Origin of the sequence: Alloalcanivorax gelatiniphagus (assembly GCF_005938655.1) — a bacterium.
Taxonomy (GTDB): Bacteria; Pseudomonadota; Gammaproteobacteria; order Pseudomonadales; family Alcanivoracaceae; genus Alloalcanivorax; species Alloalcanivorax gelatiniphagus.
In genome coordinates this window covers 1-14,193 of sequence record NZ_VCQT01000031.1, presented here as the reverse complement: position 1 = coordinate 14,193, position 14,193 = coordinate 1, and the positions used below count along the sequence as shown (strand labels likewise).

Here is a 14,193-nt window from a genome sequence, read left to right as displayed (position 1 = left end):
TGCGGTTCCTGGCACCGTAACGGTATGCTAGTCTCCGAACCTGGTGTTTACCGTTTGGGGAAGTTGCAAAAGGATGGCAGAACTGACCGATTCCGGCGTGCTCCTGCGCATGGCCTACCGCGCCATGCTGAATGCGGGTATCGACGCCGACGCGGTGCTGGCTGAGCTGGGCCTGGATGCCTCGATACTGGACGTGCCCGATCTGCGCACGCCCCACGATGGCCAGGAATGGTTCTGGCAGGCGCTGGAGAAAGTGTCTAATGACCCCCATGTGGGTCTGCATCTGGGCAAGCACATGCCAGTCTATAAAGGGCAGGTGCTGGAGTATCTGTTTCTGTCCAGCCCGAACTTTGGTGAAGGCCTGGACCGGGCGCTGAGTTACCAGCGTTTGTTGTCGGACGCGGCTCGGGCTGAACTGTTCGATGAGGGCGACCGGGTATTTTTGCGGCAGCCGTTCTGGGGGCATCGCCTGGCGCACTTGAACGAATGCGTGATGATGGGGCTGATCAAGTTCTTCCGCTTCGTCACCGACGATGCTTTCGAACCTCTGGAAGTGCACTTCGGCCACGCCAATCAGAGCGATCCGTCGGAGTATCAGCGGGCCTTTGGTTGCCCGGTGAAATTCGACATGCCTTCAGTGGGGGTGTACTTCGACGCGGATCTGCTGACGCTGCCCTCCGCCCACCACGAGCCGGAACTGTTGCGGCTGCACGAGCAGCTGGCCAGTGAGCAGGTGGCACGGCTGGAGAAGCAGGATCTGGTGGCCCAGGTCAACCGGCTGATCGCCGAGCTGCTGGAATCCGGCCACGCCAATCTGGAGGAAGTCGCCGAGCGCCTGGGCATCAAGGCCCGGCAACTGCGCACCCGCTTGGCGGACGCCGGCACCAACTTCAACCAGTTGGTGGCCGACTACCGGTGCAAGCTGGCCAAGCGGCTGCTCGCCGGCACCGACGAATCCATCGACGAGATCGTTTATCTCACCGGTTTCTCGGAGCCTTCCACCTTTTACCGGGCCTTCAAGCGCTGGGTGGGCATGACGCCCATCGAGTACCGGCGCATGAAGGCGGAGGAAGACGCCGCCGAAGCCCGCCGTCTGGCGGCTAACTCCGGTCGCGCGGGGACTCCTGATCCAGGGTAAGCGGCCGCTCGCCCTGGTGGTCCCCGGCATCCTCGGTCCGCGCATCCCCTTCATACACATTGCCACCGGCACCCGGCCCGCCCGGGCGGAAACCTCCGCCCGGACCGCTGGTATAGAAGAAGGCGCCGCCGCCACGGCTGGCGAAAGCCTGCACCGTGCCGCGTTTTATCAGACGGTCCGCCAGAGCGCGCCGACTTTGCGGCAGTAGCAGCGCGAAGCCCACCGCGTCGCTAATGAACCCGGGGGTGATCAGGAAGGCGCCACCGAGCAGCAGCATCATCCCCTCCACCAGCTCCCGGGCCGGCATCTCGCCCTGGTTCACCCGCTCATTGAGACGGGTCCAGGTATCCAGCCCCTGGCGGCGGAACAGGGCGCTGCCAAGCAGCGCCGTGGCCACCACCGCGATAATGGTCACCGGCCAACCGATCAGATCGGCCACCGCTGCCAGCACCATCACCTCGATCAGCGCGAATACCAGAAGAGTCAGAAAAACACGGCCGAAGCCCATGGGCACCTCGAAAACGTTCGTATTGAGGTAGAGATGGCGGCGGGGAAGGGGGGATTCAAGGGGGAGACAAGCTACAGGTCACAAGCTTCAAGCTACAAGCTGAAGCGATGGGGTCGCTTGCTGCTTGTAGCTTGCTGCTTGTAGCGATTCCGGGCTATGCCCGGGATCAGGCGCCCAACATCATCTGCCCGCAGACGCGGATCACGTTGCCGGTCAGGCCCTGGGCGGCGGGGCTGGCGAAGAAAGCGATGGCTTCCGCCACGTCCACCGGCTGGCCGCCCTGGTTCATGGCGTTCATGCGGCGGCCCGCTTCCCGGATGGTGAAGGGAATGGCGGCGGTCATCTGGGTCTCGATAAAGCCCGGCGCCACCGCGTTCACGGTGATGCCCTTGTCGGCGTATTCCTCGGAGTAGGTGTCGATCATGCCGATCACCGCCGCCTTGGAAGTGCCGTAGTTGGTCTGGCCCAGGTTACCGGCGATGCCGGCGATGGAACTGATCGAGATGATGCGGCCGCCTTCGCCCAGGCCATCATCGGCCACCAGTTGTTCGTTGATGCGCAGCTGGCTGGCGATGTTGATGTTCATCACCATGTCCCAGAAGTTCTCCGGCATGTTGCCCAGCATCTTGTCGCGGGTAACACCGGCGTTGTGCACCACGATATCCAGGCCGCCCATCTTGCGAGCCGCTTCCGCGATCACCCGGGGCGCGTCCTCGCTGGTGATGTCCAGTTCCAGGGTCTGGCCCTGGATTTCCTCGGCCACCTTGTTCAGGTCCTCGGCCATGGGCGGGATATCCAGCACCGTGACCTGGGCGCCGTCGCGGGCCAGTACCCGGGCGATGGACGCGCCGATGCCCCGGGAGCCGCCGGTGACCAGCGCTTTCTTGCCGGCCAGGGGCTTGTCCCAGTCGAAGTTGGCGGCGTCGAAGCCGGCGGCGCCCACCCGTACCACCTGGGCGGACACATAGGCGGACTTCGGTGACAGGAAGAAATGCAGCGGCGCGGCCAGCTGGCTCTCGGCGCCGGCTTCGCAGTACACCAGCTGCACGGTGGCGCCCCGTTTGATTTCCTTGCCCACCGAACGGGTGAACCCTTCCAGGCCGCGCTGGGCCACGCGGGCGGCGCCGGCCAGGGTTTCCGGAGTGCGCCCGATAACGACCACCCGCGCGCACTTGTCCAGTTTCTTGATCACCGGGTGGAAGAATTCCCACAGCGCCTTGAGCTGGTCCGGGCTTTCGATGCCGGTGGCGTCGAACACCAGGGCCTTGAAGCGGGTTTCGTCTTCCTTGGTGGCGGTGTAGTTGTCGGCGCTGACGCCGGCGGCGGCGGCCTGCTTCTGCAGCTCGCTGGCGTTACCGTTATTGGCGAGCACCGCCGGACGGGCTTCCGGCGCTTTCTTGAGGCTGGCGAACACGGTGTCCACGGCGCTGGAACCGGGAGCGGCGCCGACCAGCACCCGGCCGCTGACAAAGGAGTTCTGGCCGGGCTGCCAGCGTTCGAGTATCACCGGGATGGGCAGATTGATGGCGCTGAAAAGGGCCTTGCCCATGGGGGAGTTGGCAATCGCCTGATAGGTATCGCTCATGATCCTGTCCTTTGCCGTGCAATGTACAGTGCGAGAAAGGCACTATACGAAGAATGAGGCTGCGTATTGAAGCACCGGCCTGTAAAAGGTGTATTGACCGGCCAGAAAAGCCGGTAGGCGCCGAAGCCAATGAGGCCGGCGGGCGGGGAGATAGACTGCGCTCATCTGTTAACCTGGGCGAACCGATCCGGAAACGCCCCTGTGGAGGATTCAACTATGCTGGCAGGCGACAACGTACGCAAGGTGGCCATCGTCGGTGGCAACCGCATTCCCTTTGCCCGCTCCAACACCGCCTACTTCGAGGTGGGCAACCAGGAAATGCTCACCGCCGCCCTGAACGGCCTGGTGGATCGTTTCAAGCTCCACGGTGAGCGCATGGGCGAAGTGGCCGCTGGCGCGGTGATGAAACACGCCAAGGATTTCAACCTGGTGCGCGAGTGCGTGCTGGGCTCGAAACTGGCGCCGGAAACCCCGGCCTACGACCTGCAACAGGCCTGTGGCACCGGCCTGGAAGCGGCCATTCTGGTGGCCAACAAGATCGCCCTCGGCCAGATCGACTGCGCCGTGGCCGGCGGTGTGGACACCACCTCCGACGCGCCCCTGGGCGTCAACGAGCAGGCCCGCAAGATCTTCATGGAGATCAACCGTGCCAAGACCACCGGTGACAAGCTCAAGCAGGCGGTCAAGCTGATCAACCCGAAGCTGATGATCCCGGACATTCCCAAGAACGGCGAGCCGCGCACCGGCCTGTCCATGGGCGAGCACCAGGCGATCACCGCCGCCGAGTGGGGCATCAGCCGTGAAGCCCAGGACGAACTGGCCTGGCGCTCCCACCAGAACCTGGCCAAATCCTATGAAGAGGGCTGGCAGCAGGATCTGATTTCACCGTTCCACGGTCTGGAGCGCGACAACAACATGCGCGGCGACTCCACCCTGGAGAAGCTGGCCACCCTGAAGCCGGTCTTTGGCGGCGCCAATGGCACCATGACCGCGGCCAACTCCACGCCGCTCACCGATGGCGCCTCCGCCCTGCTGCTGGCCACCGAAGAGTGGGCCGAGCAGCGTGGTCTGCCGGTGCAGGCCTACATGACCCACTGCGAAGTGGCGGCGGTGGATTTCGTCGGCAAGAAAGAAGGCCTGCTGATGGCCCCGGCCTACGCGGTACCGCGCATGCTGGACCGGGCCGGCCTGACTCTGCAGGACTTCGACTTCTATGAAATCCACGAGGCGTTCGCCTCCCAGGTGCTGAGCACCTTGAAGGCCTGGACCGACGACACCTTCTGCAAGGAGCGCCTGGGCCGCGACCGGCCGCTGGGTGAAATCGACACCAGCAAGCTCAATGTGAAAGGCTCTTCCCTGGCCGCCGGCCACCCGTTCGCCGCCACCGGCGGCCGGATCCTGGCCAACGCCGCCAAGCTCCTCAACCAGAAAGGCTCCGGCCGCTGCCTGATCTCCATCTGCGCCGCCGGTGGCCAGGGCGTGGTCGCCATCCTGGAAAAATAGTTGAAAGTGAAAAGTTAAAAGGAGAAAGCGCGGGCACGGCCTGGCTGAAAAGCCGAGGCCCTGCGCCGCGCTTTCAACTTTGAACTTTCAACTTCTAACTTTGCTGTCTGATCAACCCCTCCTGCGCCACCGACGCCACCAGCTCCCCGGCACGATTGAAAATCCTTCCCCGGGTAAAGCCCCGCCCGCCGTGGGCGATGGGGCTTTCCATGTCATAGAACAGCCAGTCGTCGAAGCGCACCGGTCGATGGAACCAGAGGGTGTGGTCCAGGCTGGCCACCTGCATGTCGCGGCTCAGGAAAGTAACGCCGTGGGGCAGCAGGGCGGCGCCCATCAGGCTGTGATCCGACACATAGGCGAGTAATGCCTGGTGCAGCAGCAGGTCGTCGCTGTCCAGGCCGCTGGCGCGAATCCAGGTCTGACGGACCGGCTCGGTTTTTTCCGGGCGCAGCGGATGGCGCTGGGTGACCGGGCGGATTTCGATGGGCTTGCGGCGCAGCAGGGCGGCGCGGAAGTTCTCGGAGATTTCCTCGCCTTCCAGGAAGCGGGCGTTCATGTCGTGTTCGGTGAGCAGGTCGTCCGGGTCCGGTGCCTGGAAGCTGGCGGTCTGGTGCTCCAGGCCCTGTTCCGCGTTGTGGAAGGACAGAGCCATGTCGAAAATCGGCCGGCCGCGCTGCTCGGCCACCACCCGACGGGTGGAGAAGGTGCCGCCGTCGCGGACCCGTTCGACCTGGAACTGGATCGGCTCGCGCACGTCCCCGGGGCGCAGAAAGTAGGCTTGCAGGGAGTGGGCCGGGCGGCCGGCCACGGTGCGGGAGGCGGCCACCAGCGCCTGGCTGATTACCTGTCCGCCGAAAATGCGCGGCCCGACGATATTGCGGCTTTCGCCCTGAAAGCGGTCCTCGTCCAGGGGCGTCAGGTCCAGCAGGGCAAGCAGGTCAGGCAGATCGGTATGCATGGAGTGTCCTTTTTATGGATGATGTGCCGATATTGAAAATGGAAGCCAATTCCGAAAACGTAACTTCACCCCAGTCCAGGCCGCTTTGCAAGGGCCAGGGAGTGGCCGGCCGCCGTTAAGGTTGCGTTCAGGGACGCTTCAGGGAGAATTAAGCGGGCCGCCGTAGAGTGGAAACCGTACCCCAACGGGACACACCAAAACCGGCGCGCCAAGGGCGTCGCCCGATGAGGAAAGGAGAACACTCATGAACGCCACCAAAACCACCCTGCTCGCCGCACTGATCACCTTCACCGGTGCCACCGCCGTGGCCCATGCCGATGATGTACGCCCGGACCAGGTCAACAAGCTGGTCAATGACGGCACCATTCAGGCCTTCGACAAGCTCAACCAGGCGGCCCTGGCCAACCACCCGGACGCCAAGATCGAGGAAACCGAGCTGGAAGAGGAATACGGCCGCTACATTTATCAGGTGGAGTTGCGCGACGCCCAGGGTCAGCAATGGGAAGTGCACCTGGATGCCGGCAACGGTGAAATCCTGCGCGAGGAACGGGACGACTGATGCCCAACCGTGAGTCACGATTTAATCTCGCTCCACGGAAGGCGGCCCTGGCCGCCTTTCTGGCGTGTCTGATGGCACCGGCCGTGGCGCTGGACGTGAGCCACGACGAGGCCCTGCGTTTGCGTCAGAGCGGCGAGGTGCAGCCCTTCGAGAAAATTCTGGCGGTGGCCATGGAGCGCCACCCGCGTGCCAGCCTGCTGGAAGCGGAGCTGGAACGGGACGACGGCGAGCTGATCTACGAACTGGAGCTGCTCACCGCCGATGGCGTGGTGCGCGAGCTGGAAATCGACGCCCGCAGCGGGCGCATTCTCGAAGACGAAGTGGACGACTGATGCGCCTGTTGCTGGTGGAAGACAATGTGGATCTGGCCGATCAACTGATGCCGATGCTGCGCGACAGCGGCTACGCGGTGGATTGGCTGGCGGACGGCCGCGACGCGGCGGTGCGCGCCCATGACGAGCCCTTCGACCTGGCGGTGCTGGACCTGGGCTTGCCGGGCCTGGACGGTTTGCAGGTGCTGCGGCGCTGGCGCGAGGAGGGGCTGACCCTGCCGGTGCTGATCCTCACCGCCCGGGACAGCTGGGCGGAGCGGGTGGACGGCCTGCGCGCCGGCGCCGACGACTACCTGACCAAACCGTTCCACCCCGAGGAGTTGCTGCTGCGCATCCAGGCGGTGCTGCGCCGCAGCCACGGCGGCACCAACCAGAGCCGGCTGAACGCCGGCGGCCTGGAGCTGGAGGAAGCCCGCCAGACGGTGTGGCTGGACGACCGGGAAGTGGAGCTGACCGGCGCCGAGTTCCGCATGCTGCGCTACTTCATGCTCAACCCGCGTCGCCTGATCTCCAAGGCGGCCCTCAACGAACACCTTTACGACGGCGAAAGCGAACGCGACTCCAATGTGGTGGAGGTGCACATCAACCGGCTGCGCCGCAAGCTGGGCAGTGGCGTGATCCAGACCCGGCGCGGCCAGGGTTACCTGTTCGTCGGCCGCGACGGAAACTGAGATGCGATCCATCGGCCGCCGCCTGGGCGTGAGCCTGTTCGTCAGCCTGTTGGTGGCCGGCCTGGTGGCCGGGCAGGCGGCCCTGTGGTGGCTGGACCGGGAGCAGCGCCAACTGAGCGGCCGGCAACTGCGCGACGAAACCAGCAGCGTGCTGGCGGCCATCGTGCGCGGCCACGATGGTCTGGTGCTGGACCAGGACCGGTTGGACCCGGCCTACCGCAAGCCCCTGTCCGGCCGTTACTTCGTGGTGCTGATCGACGATCAGCGCTGGCGCTCCCGCTCCCTGTGGGACGCGGCCCTGCCGTTGCCGGACCGCACCGGCATGGACACCGACCTGCAGCCGGGCCCCGGCGGTCAGAGTCTGCTCCGTTACCGCGCCCAGTTTCGCCGCGACGGTCAGACCCTGACCGTGGTGGTGGCCCAGGATTACGCGCCGCAACTGGCCAAGTTCCAGGATCTGAAAGCCGCCGCCCTGGTGGCCTGGGTGCTGTTGCTGGGTGCCTTGGCGCTGGTTCAGCAATACCTGATCCGCCGCGGCTTGCGCCCGCTCAAGGGCGCCCGCCACCAGATCGAGCAACTGCGCGGCGGCCAGCGCGCCGAGCTGGACCAGGACGTGGCCACGGAGCTGCGCCCGCTGGTGGAGGAGATCAACCGGCTGCAGCGTCACACCGAGCAGCAACTGGCCCGTTCCCGCCATGCGCTGGGCGACCTGGGCCATGCCTTGAAGACGCCGCTGTCGGTGCTGCGCAACCGCTGTAACGCAGACCTGCAACGTCAGTCCCCGGAGCTGCACCGGTTGCTCTCCGACCAGCTCGACCAGATCGAGAACGCCGTGGGCCGGGCCCTGGGGCGCGCCCGGGTGGCCGCCGGCGCCACCGCCACCACCCGTTTCGAGCCGGCCCGGGACGTGCCGTTGCTGCTCGACACCCTGCGGCGGGCCCACGACCGGCCGCTGACGCTCACCGCCGACGGCCACCGTATGGCGCCGCTGCCGCTGGAACGGGACGACATGCTGGAGCTGCTCGGCAACCTGATGGACAACGCCTGCAAGTGGGCGCGCGGCCGGGTGGCGCTGCACCTGTCCCGGGGAACCGACGAACTGCGCGTAACGGTGGACGACGACGGGCCCGGCATCGCGCCGGAACGGCACGGGGAGGTGCTGCAGCGTGGCCACCGCCTGGACCAGCGGGTGCCCGGCCACGGCCTGGGACTGGCCATCGTCAGCGATACGGTGGATGCCTATGGCGGCACCCTGGAGCTGGGCGAATCGCCCCTGGGTGGTTTGCGGGTCAGTCTGCGTTTGCCTTGGGCGCGGGTCTGAAACCACCGCCAACGGAATATATAAACACCCGCTCAGTCACGCCGCAGCCCGGCCAGCATCAGCGTTACCGCCTGGTCGCTGACCGCTTCCATGTCTTCCCGACGCAGATAGATGCCATCCAACAACAGCCGGCACAGGCCATGCAGCGTGGCCCAGCTGGCCTGCGCCACGCGCAGCGGGTCGGCGCCCTGACCCAGGCTGCCTAATCGTTCCGGGCGCACCGCCTCCACGTAGCGGCGGAAGCAGTCATGGGCCACCCGGGTCAGCGCCGGGTCTGGCCGGCCCGCTTTCCACAGGGTGCGGCCGAACATCAACTCATAGCGTTCCGGGTCCTCGGCGGCGAAGCGCAGGTAGTCGCGCACGAACTGGCGCAGCCCCGGTTCCGGGTCCGCCGGGTCCAGGGACATGCCGTCGATCAGCCGGTCCAGGCGCAAGAAACCCTGCTCCGCCAGCGCGCAGAGCAGGGCATTCTTGTCGGTGAAATGGTGGTAGGGCGCGGTGCGCGACACCCCGGCCCGTTCCGCCAGCCGGCGCAGGGACAGGCCCTGCACGCCGTGCTCGCGGAGCAGGATGGCGGCTTCGCGCAGCAGGGTGTCGCGGAGATCGCCGTGGTGGTAGCGGGCGGGACGGGGCATGGGACTCCTGGGTCGGCGGATCGCGGCTGAAGCCGCTCCTACAGCGCGATGCCTTGCCTCTGTAGGAGCGGCTTCAGCCGCGATCAGAACTAATCTTGACGGCGTCAAAATAGCACCGTATCTTGACGGCGTCCAGATTAGCCAGGCCGGCACGCCGGCCCAGCCACACCCGAATTCGGGAAGGAGAAATTCATGGTGGCCAACGCCTATCCGCATCTGCTGTCGCCGCTGGACCTGGGGCACACGCAGCTCAAGAACCGGGTGATCATGGGGTCCATGCACACCGGCCTGGAAGACCGTTTCTGGCATTACCCCAAGCTGGCCGCCTACTTCGCCGAGCGGGCCCGGGGCGGCGTCGCCCTGTCGGTGACCGGGGGCATCAACCCCAACCGGCACGGCTGGTTCTATCCGCTGGCGGGCACCTTCAACCGTAAGCTGGATATCCGTAACCACCGCAAGATCACCGACGCGGTGCACAAGGAAGGCGGCAAGATCGCGCTGCAGATTCTGCACGCCGGCCGCTACAGCTATCACCCGTTCTCCCGGTCCGCGTCGGCGATCAAAAGCCCGATCAACCCGTTCAAGCCCAAGGCCATGAGCACCCGCGAAGTGAAGAAGACGGTGCGCGATTTCGCGCACACCGCGGAGCTGGCCAAGCAGGCCGGCTACGACGGCGTGGAGATCATGGGTTCCGAAGGCTACCTGATCAATCAGTTCACCGCGCCGCGCACCAACCGGCGCACCGACGAATACGGTGGCAGTGCCGAGAACCGGCGCCGTTTTCCGGTGGAGATCGTGGAACAAACCCGCCGCCGCTGCGGCGAGGATTTCATTGTCATGTATCGCCTGTCGGTGATCGATCTGGTGCCGGACGGCGCCACCCGCGAGGAAGTGCTGGATCTGGCCCGCGCCATCGAGACCGCCGGCGCCAGCCTGATCAACAGTGGCGTGGGCTGGCACGAGGCACGTATCCCCACCATCGTCACCTCGGTGCCCCGCGCCGCCTTCGCGGAAGCCACCCGCCAGGTCCGCGAGGTGGTGTCGATCCCGGTGGTGGCCTCCAACCGCATCAACGATCCCCAGGTGGCCGAGGGCATTCTGGCCGGCGATCTGGCCGACGCGGTGTCCATGGCGCGGCCGCTGCTGGCGGACCCGGAGTTCGTCAACAAGGCCGCCGAGGGCCGGGCGGATGAGATCAATACCTGTATCGCCTGTAACCAGGCCTGCCTGGATCACACCTTCGAACTGAAGCGTGCCTCCTGCCTGGTCAACCCCCGGGCCTGCCACGAGACCGAGCTGGTTTACCTGCGCACCGCCCACCCGAAGAAGGTGGCGGTGGTGGGCGCCGGGCCCGCCGGCCTGGCCTGTGCCACGGTGGCCGCCGAGCGTGGCCACGACGTGACCCTGTTCGATCAGGCGGACCGCATCGGCGGCCAGTTCAACCTGGCCAAGGTGATTCCCGGCAAGGAAGAATTCCACGAGACCCTGCGTTACTTCAGCAAACGCATCGAACGCACCGGCGTGAAACTGGCCCTGGGCCGGCGCGTGGCGGTGGGCGAGCTGGAAGCGGAAGGCTTCGAGGAAATCGTGGTGGCCACCGGCGTCAGCCCCCGACACCCGGGTATCCCCGGCATCGACCACGCCAAGGTGGTGTCCTATCTGGACGTGCTCAGCGGCAAGGTTACCGTCGGCGAGAAAGTGGCGATCATCGGCGCCGGCGGCATCGGCTTCGACGTGGCCGAGTTCCTGGCCGAAACGCCCCGGGACGGCGCCCAGCCGCTACCGGAATGGCTGCGGGAATGGGGCGTGGACTTCCAGGCGGAAACCCGTGGTGGCCTGGTGGAAGGCCAGCCGGAGGCACCGGCGCGCAAGATCTACCTGCTGCAGCGCAAGACCAGCGCGCTCGGCAAGGGGCTGGGCAAGACCAGTGGCTGGGTGCACCGCGCCACCCTCAAGCACCGTCAGGTGGAAATGCTGCCCGGCTGCCAGTACGACCGCATCGACGACCACGGTCTGCACATCACCCAGAACGAGAAACAGGGCTTGCTGGAGGTGGATCAGGTGGTGATCTGCGCCGGGCAGGAATCCCTGCGCGAGTTGTACCGGGAAGATGACGAACGCTACCACCTGATCGGCGGTGCCGACGTGGCCGCGGAGCTGGACGCCAAGCGCGCCATCAAGCAGGGCTCGGAGCTGGCGGCGCGGCTATAGCTGCCGGGCGGTCGCGGCTGAAGCCGCTCCTACGGGCCTTGTAGGAGCGGCTTCAGCCGCGATAACACCGCCCGCTGTTACTTCAGTTCCTTGGAGCTGAGCCCCAGCACCCGGCGGGCGATGATCAGCTGCTGAATCTGCTGGGTGCCCTCGAAGATATCCAGAATCTTCGAATCCCGCGCCCACTTCTCCAGCAGTTCGTCCTCGGTGTAGCCCACCGAACCGGCCAGTTCCACGCAGCGCAGGGTGATCTGGTTGCCCACGCGGCCGGCCTTGGCCTTGGAGATGGAGGCTTCCAGGGAGTTGGACTTCTTGTTGTCCGCCATCCAGGCCGCCTTCATGGCCAGCCAGTAGGCCGCTTCCCAGTCCGCTTCCATGCGATACAGCTCCGCCTCCGCGGCGCTGACCGTATCCACCGGTTTGCCGTAGTCGTAGTTGATGGCATCGGCCAGCAGCTCGCGGGTGCGTTCCAGGGAAGCCTTGGCCACGCCCAGGGCGAAGCAGGCCACCAGCGGCCGGGTGTTGTCGAAGGTTTCCATGACACCGCCGAAGCCTTTGGTGTCCACCTCCGGATTGCCGAGCAGGTTTTCCTTGGGCACCCGGCAATCATTGAAACTGATGGCGGCGGTGTCCGAGGCGCGGATGCCCAGTTTTTTCTCCAGGCGCGCCAGCTCCATGCCCGGCGTGCCCCATTCCACCACGAAGGATTTGATCGCCGCCCGGCCCAATTTCGGGTCCAGGCTGGCCCACACCACCACGCAGTCGGCGCGCTCACCGGAAGTCACGTAGATCTTCTCGCCGTTGAGCACGTAATGGTCGCCGTCTTCCTTGGCGGTGGTGCGGATGGCGGCGGAGTCCGAACCGGCGCCGGGCTCGGTGATCGCCATGGCCGCCCATTTACCCTTGAAGCGCTCCAGCTGTTCGTCGGTGGCCACCGCGGCGATGGCCGCGTTGCCCAGCCCCTGGCGGGGCATGCCGAGCAGGAAGCCGGTGTCGCCGTAGCAGAACTCCAGGGCGCCCAGGCAGGTCATCATGTTGGAACCGTTCTTCACGGAACCGTCGTCCTTCACCTTGCCCTTGCCGGTCTGGCTGGCGCCGGCGGAGTTGGCCGGGTCGCCCTCGTTAAAGCCGTCCAGCACCGACGCCACCATGTCCAGCTCCTTGGGGCGGGCGTGTTCGGCGCGGTCGTACTTGCGCGAAATCGGCCGGAAGCTGTTCAGCGCCACCTGACGGGCGTTGTGGATCACCGGTTTGAATTTCTTCGGAATTTCAATGTTCATGGTGCCGTCCCCTTACAGATGCAGTCCGCCGAACGCCACGCCAATGGCGCGCAGATCCCGGTACCAGCGCTCCACCGGGTATTCGTGAGTAAAGCCATGGCCGCCCAGCAGCTGCACGCCGTCGGTGCCGATCTTCATGGCTTTTTCCTTGACCAGGGTGCGCGCCAGATAGGCTTCGCGCTGGAACGTCTTGCCCTGCTCCGCGCGGCAGGCGGCGCGGTAGGTGAGCATGCGCATGGCGTCCAGCTCGATGGCCATGTCGGCGATCATGAAGGCCACCGCCTGGCGATAACTGATCGGTTCACCGAACGCCTTACGCTCGTTGCAGTAGGGCACCACATAGTCGAGCACCGCCTGACCGGTGCCGATGGCGAGCGCGCACCAGGCCAGGGTACCCAGGTCCACGAAGGCCCGGTAATCGAAGTCGCCGTCGCCCAGGCGCTGATCGGCGGGAACCCGCACGTTGTCCAGCAGCAGGGGGCGTTGGCCGCTGGCGCGGATGCCCATGGCCGGGTCCTCGCCGGCGCTGAGGCCTTCCGTGCCGCCCTCGACGATAAACACGGCGGGGCCCTCATCGGTGTCCGCCGCCACCAGGAACAGCTCCGCCTCGGCGGCCAGCGGCACCAGGGATTTTTCGCCGTTCAGTACCCAGTGGTCGCCGTCGCGGGTGGCGGTGGTGCGCAGCACGCAGGGATCAAACAGCGGGCGCGGCTCGCACACGGCGATGGTGGCCAGCGGCGCGTCTTCGCCGGCGAACGGCGTCAGATACTTGTCCTGCTGCAGGGCGGTGCCCCACTGGGTGAGCGCGTTGGCCACGCCCATGGGCGCCAGAATCGCCACCGCCTGGCCCATATCGCCACGGCCCAGCTCCTCGGCCACCAGCAGGCTGGTTACGGTGGAGCGCTCGGCGGCGGCGCCACCCAGGCTTTCCGGCACGGCGAAGAAGTTCAGCCCCAGCTCACGGGCCTGTTCCTGAATCGCCGGGTCGGTGCGCTGGGCGGCGTCCGCTTCCTCGGCGCCGGCGCGCAGCACGTCATCGGCGAAGCCACGCACGCTGTCGCGGATCATCTGCTGCTCTTCGGTGATGCCCAGGTCGAACAGACCGGTGGTCTGGCCCGGGGCGTGCAGGCGCGCCGGCCGGTCCTGGTTGCCGCTGGCCTTGAACGCGCGGGCGCTGGTGGTGATCACCTGAAAGCCGCTTTTGGTGAGACGGTAGGCCAGCCGCTCCGCGCCATGGCGCAGGCCAAGGCGGTCCAGCAGTTCGGAGCCGGCAAGCCGGTTGAGGGTGCTCAGGGCGAAGCCGATCGCGTCTTTCGCCATGGTCGGGTCCTTTGTCGATTCAAAGATGGTCCGATTATGGGTGAGGGGAGCGTGGCGCCGTTTGGCTGCCTTGCCTTTGGCTGGTGTCGATGAAGTCAGCCGGTGGGCTTGCGCTAAGCAATAAAGGCGTCGCGCCATGGGCCGCGCCATAAAAAAGGTTCATCGCACTTTG

General features: G+C 66.1%; 13 protein-coding genes. 7 read left to right on the top strand and 6 right to left on the bottom strand.

Annotated features, from left to right (window positions below):
• Window positions 1–73 precede the first annotated feature (73 nt).
• Window positions 74–1,138, top strand: a complete 1,065-nt coding sequence (locus tag FGS76_RS09930) for an AraC family transcriptional regulator (RefSeq protein ID WP_138772484.1) — start codon at window positions 74–76, stop codon at window positions 1,136–1,138.
• Here the strand turns inward: FGS76_RS09930 and FGS76_RS09925 are convergent.
• Window positions 1,101–1,646, bottom strand: coding sequence for an FxsA family protein (locus FGS76_RS09925; protein ID WP_138772483.1), 546 nt, complete (start codon window positions 1,644–1,646; stop codon window positions 1,101–1,103). The two genes, FGS76_RS09930 and FGS76_RS09925, sit on opposite strands and share 38 nt — an antisense overlap.
• A 166-nt stretch (window positions 1,647–1,812) precedes the next feature.
• Window positions 1,813–3,231, bottom strand: coding sequence for a 3-oxoacyl-ACP reductase (locus tag FGS76_RS09920; protein ID WP_138772482.1), 1,419 nt, complete (start codon window positions 3,229–3,231; stop codon window positions 1,813–1,815).
• A gap of 216 nt (window positions 3,232–3,447) precedes the next feature.
• Here FGS76_RS09920 and FGS76_RS09915 point away from each other — a divergent pair, with 216 nt between their 5' ends.
• Complete coding sequence (locus tag FGS76_RS09915; RefSeq protein WP_138772481.1) at window positions 3,448–4,734, top strand: acetyl-CoA C-acetyltransferase; 1,287 nt, start codon at window positions 3,448–3,450, stop codon at window positions 4,732–4,734.
• Window positions 4,735–4,828: 94 nt separating this feature from the next.
• On the opposite strand, the gene FGS76_RS09910 is transcribed toward FGS76_RS09915, so the two are convergent.
• Window positions 4,829–5,692 (bottom strand): acyl-CoA thioesterase, encoded by an 864-nt coding sequence (locus FGS76_RS09910; protein ID WP_138772480.1) that lies wholly within the window; start codon window positions 5,690–5,692, stop codon window positions 4,829–4,831.
• A 244-nt stretch (window positions 5,693–5,936) separates the two neighbouring features.
• On the opposite strand from FGS76_RS09910, the gene FGS76_RS09905 reads away from it, so the two are divergent.
• The 4 genes from FGS76_RS09905 to FGS76_RS09890 are packed head-to-tail and all read left to right on the top strand — an operon-like array spanning window position 5,937 to window position 8,575.
• Complete coding sequence (locus FGS76_RS09905) at window positions 5,937–6,251, top strand: PepSY domain-containing protein (RefSeq protein WP_138772479.1); 315 nt, start codon at window positions 5,937–5,939, stop codon at window positions 6,249–6,251.
• Window positions 6,251–6,583: a PepSY domain-containing protein gene (locus tag FGS76_RS09900; RefSeq protein ID WP_240692493.1), complete on the top strand. Its 333-nt coding sequence runs from the start codon at window positions 6,251–6,253 to the stop codon at window positions 6,581–6,583. Before FGS76_RS09905 ends, FGS76_RS09900 begins: the two co-directional genes overlap by 1 nt.
• Window positions 6,583–7,254, top strand: a complete 672-nt coding sequence (locus FGS76_RS09895) for a response regulator transcription factor (RefSeq protein ID WP_138772478.1) — start codon at window positions 6,583–6,585, stop codon at window positions 7,252–7,254. Before FGS76_RS09900 ends, FGS76_RS09895 begins: the two co-directional genes overlap by 1 nt.
• A gap of 1 nt (window position 7,255) precedes the next feature.
• Window positions 7,256–8,575, top strand: coding sequence for an ATP-binding protein (locus FGS76_RS09890; protein ID WP_138772477.1), 1,320 nt, complete (start codon window positions 7,256–7,258; stop codon window positions 8,573–8,575).
• 32 nt (window positions 8,576–8,607) lie between these two features.
• On the opposite strand, the gene FGS76_RS09885 is transcribed toward FGS76_RS09890, so the two are convergent.
• Window positions 8,608–9,210: a TetR/AcrR family transcriptional regulator gene (locus FGS76_RS09885; RefSeq protein WP_138772476.1), complete on the bottom strand. Its 603-nt coding sequence runs from the start codon at window positions 9,208–9,210 to the stop codon at window positions 8,608–8,610.
• A 192-nt stretch (window positions 9,211–9,402) separates the two neighbouring features.
• On the opposite strand from FGS76_RS09885, the gene FGS76_RS09880 reads away from it, so the two are divergent.
• The gene (locus FGS76_RS09880) at window positions 9,403–11,421 is read left to right on the top strand and encodes an NADPH-dependent 2,4-dienoyl-CoA reductase (protein ID WP_138772475.1); all 2,019 of its coding nucleotides are present in this window, start codon (window positions 9,403–9,405) and stop codon (window positions 11,419–11,421) included.
• 77 nt (window positions 11,422–11,498) lie between these two features.
• Here FGS76_RS09880 and FGS76_RS09875 read toward each other — a convergent pair whose 3' ends face one another.
• Together FGS76_RS09875 and FGS76_RS09870 are read right to left on the bottom strand one after the other, a co-directional pair.
• Window positions 11,499–12,701: an acyl-CoA dehydrogenase family protein gene (locus FGS76_RS09875; RefSeq protein WP_138772474.1), complete on the bottom strand. Its 1,203-nt coding sequence runs from the start codon at window positions 12,699–12,701 to the stop codon at window positions 11,499–11,501.
• A gap of 12 nt (window positions 12,702–12,713) precedes the next feature.
• Window positions 12,714–14,021 (bottom strand): acyl-CoA dehydrogenase family protein, encoded by a 1,308-nt coding sequence (locus FGS76_RS09870; RefSeq protein WP_138772473.1) that lies wholly within the window; start codon window positions 14,019–14,021, stop codon window positions 12,714–12,716.
• Window positions 14,022–14,193: the final 172 nt, after the last annotated feature.

Excerpts from the sequence above, each read along its gene's own strand:
- FGS76_RS09930 (WP_138772484.1), top strand. The coding sequence starts at position 74 with ATGGCAGAACTGACCGATTCCGGCGTGCTCCTGCGCATGGCCTACCGC.
- FGS76_RS09925 (WP_138772483.1), bottom strand. The coding sequence starts at position 1,646 with ATGGGCTTCGGCCGTGTTTTTCTGACTCTTCTGGTATTCGCGCTGATC.
- FGS76_RS09920 (WP_138772482.1), bottom strand. The coding sequence starts at position 3,231 with ATGAGCGATACCTATCAGGCGATTGCCAACTCCCCCATGGGCAAGGCC.
- FGS76_RS09915 (WP_138772481.1), top strand. The coding sequence starts at position 3,448 with ATGCTGGCAGGCGACAACGTACGCAAGGTGGCCATCGTCGGTGGCAAC.
- FGS76_RS09910 (WP_138772480.1), bottom strand. The coding sequence starts at position 5,692 with ATGCATACCGATCTGCCTGACCTGCTTGCCCTGCTGGACCTGACGCCC.
- FGS76_RS09905 (WP_138772479.1), top strand. The coding sequence starts at position 5,937 with ATGAACGCCACCAAAACCACCCTGCTCGCCGCACTGATCACCTTCACC.
- FGS76_RS09900 (WP_240692493.1), top strand. The coding sequence starts at position 6,251 with ATGCCCAACCGTGAGTCACGATTTAATCTCGCTCCACGGAAGGCGGCC.
- FGS76_RS09895 (WP_138772478.1), top strand. The coding sequence starts at position 6,583 with ATGCGCCTGTTGCTGGTGGAAGACAATGTGGATCTGGCCGATCAACTG.
- FGS76_RS09890 (WP_138772477.1), top strand. The coding sequence starts at position 7,256 with ATGCGATCCATCGGCCGCCGCCTGGGCGTGAGCCTGTTCGTCAGCCTG.
- FGS76_RS09885 (WP_138772476.1), bottom strand. The coding sequence starts at position 9,210 with ATGCCCCGTCCCGCCCGCTACCACCACGGCGATCTCCGCGACACCCTG.
- FGS76_RS09880 (WP_138772475.1), top strand. The coding sequence starts at position 9,403 with ATGGTGGCCAACGCCTATCCGCATCTGCTGTCGCCGCTGGACCTGGGG.
- FGS76_RS09875 (WP_138772474.1), bottom strand. The coding sequence starts at position 12,701 with ATGAACATTGAAATTCCGAAGAAATTCAAACCGGTGATCCACAACGCC.
- FGS76_RS09870 (WP_138772473.1), bottom strand. The coding sequence starts at position 14,021 with ATGGCGAAAGACGCGATCGGCTTCGCCCTGAGCACCCTCAACCGGCTT.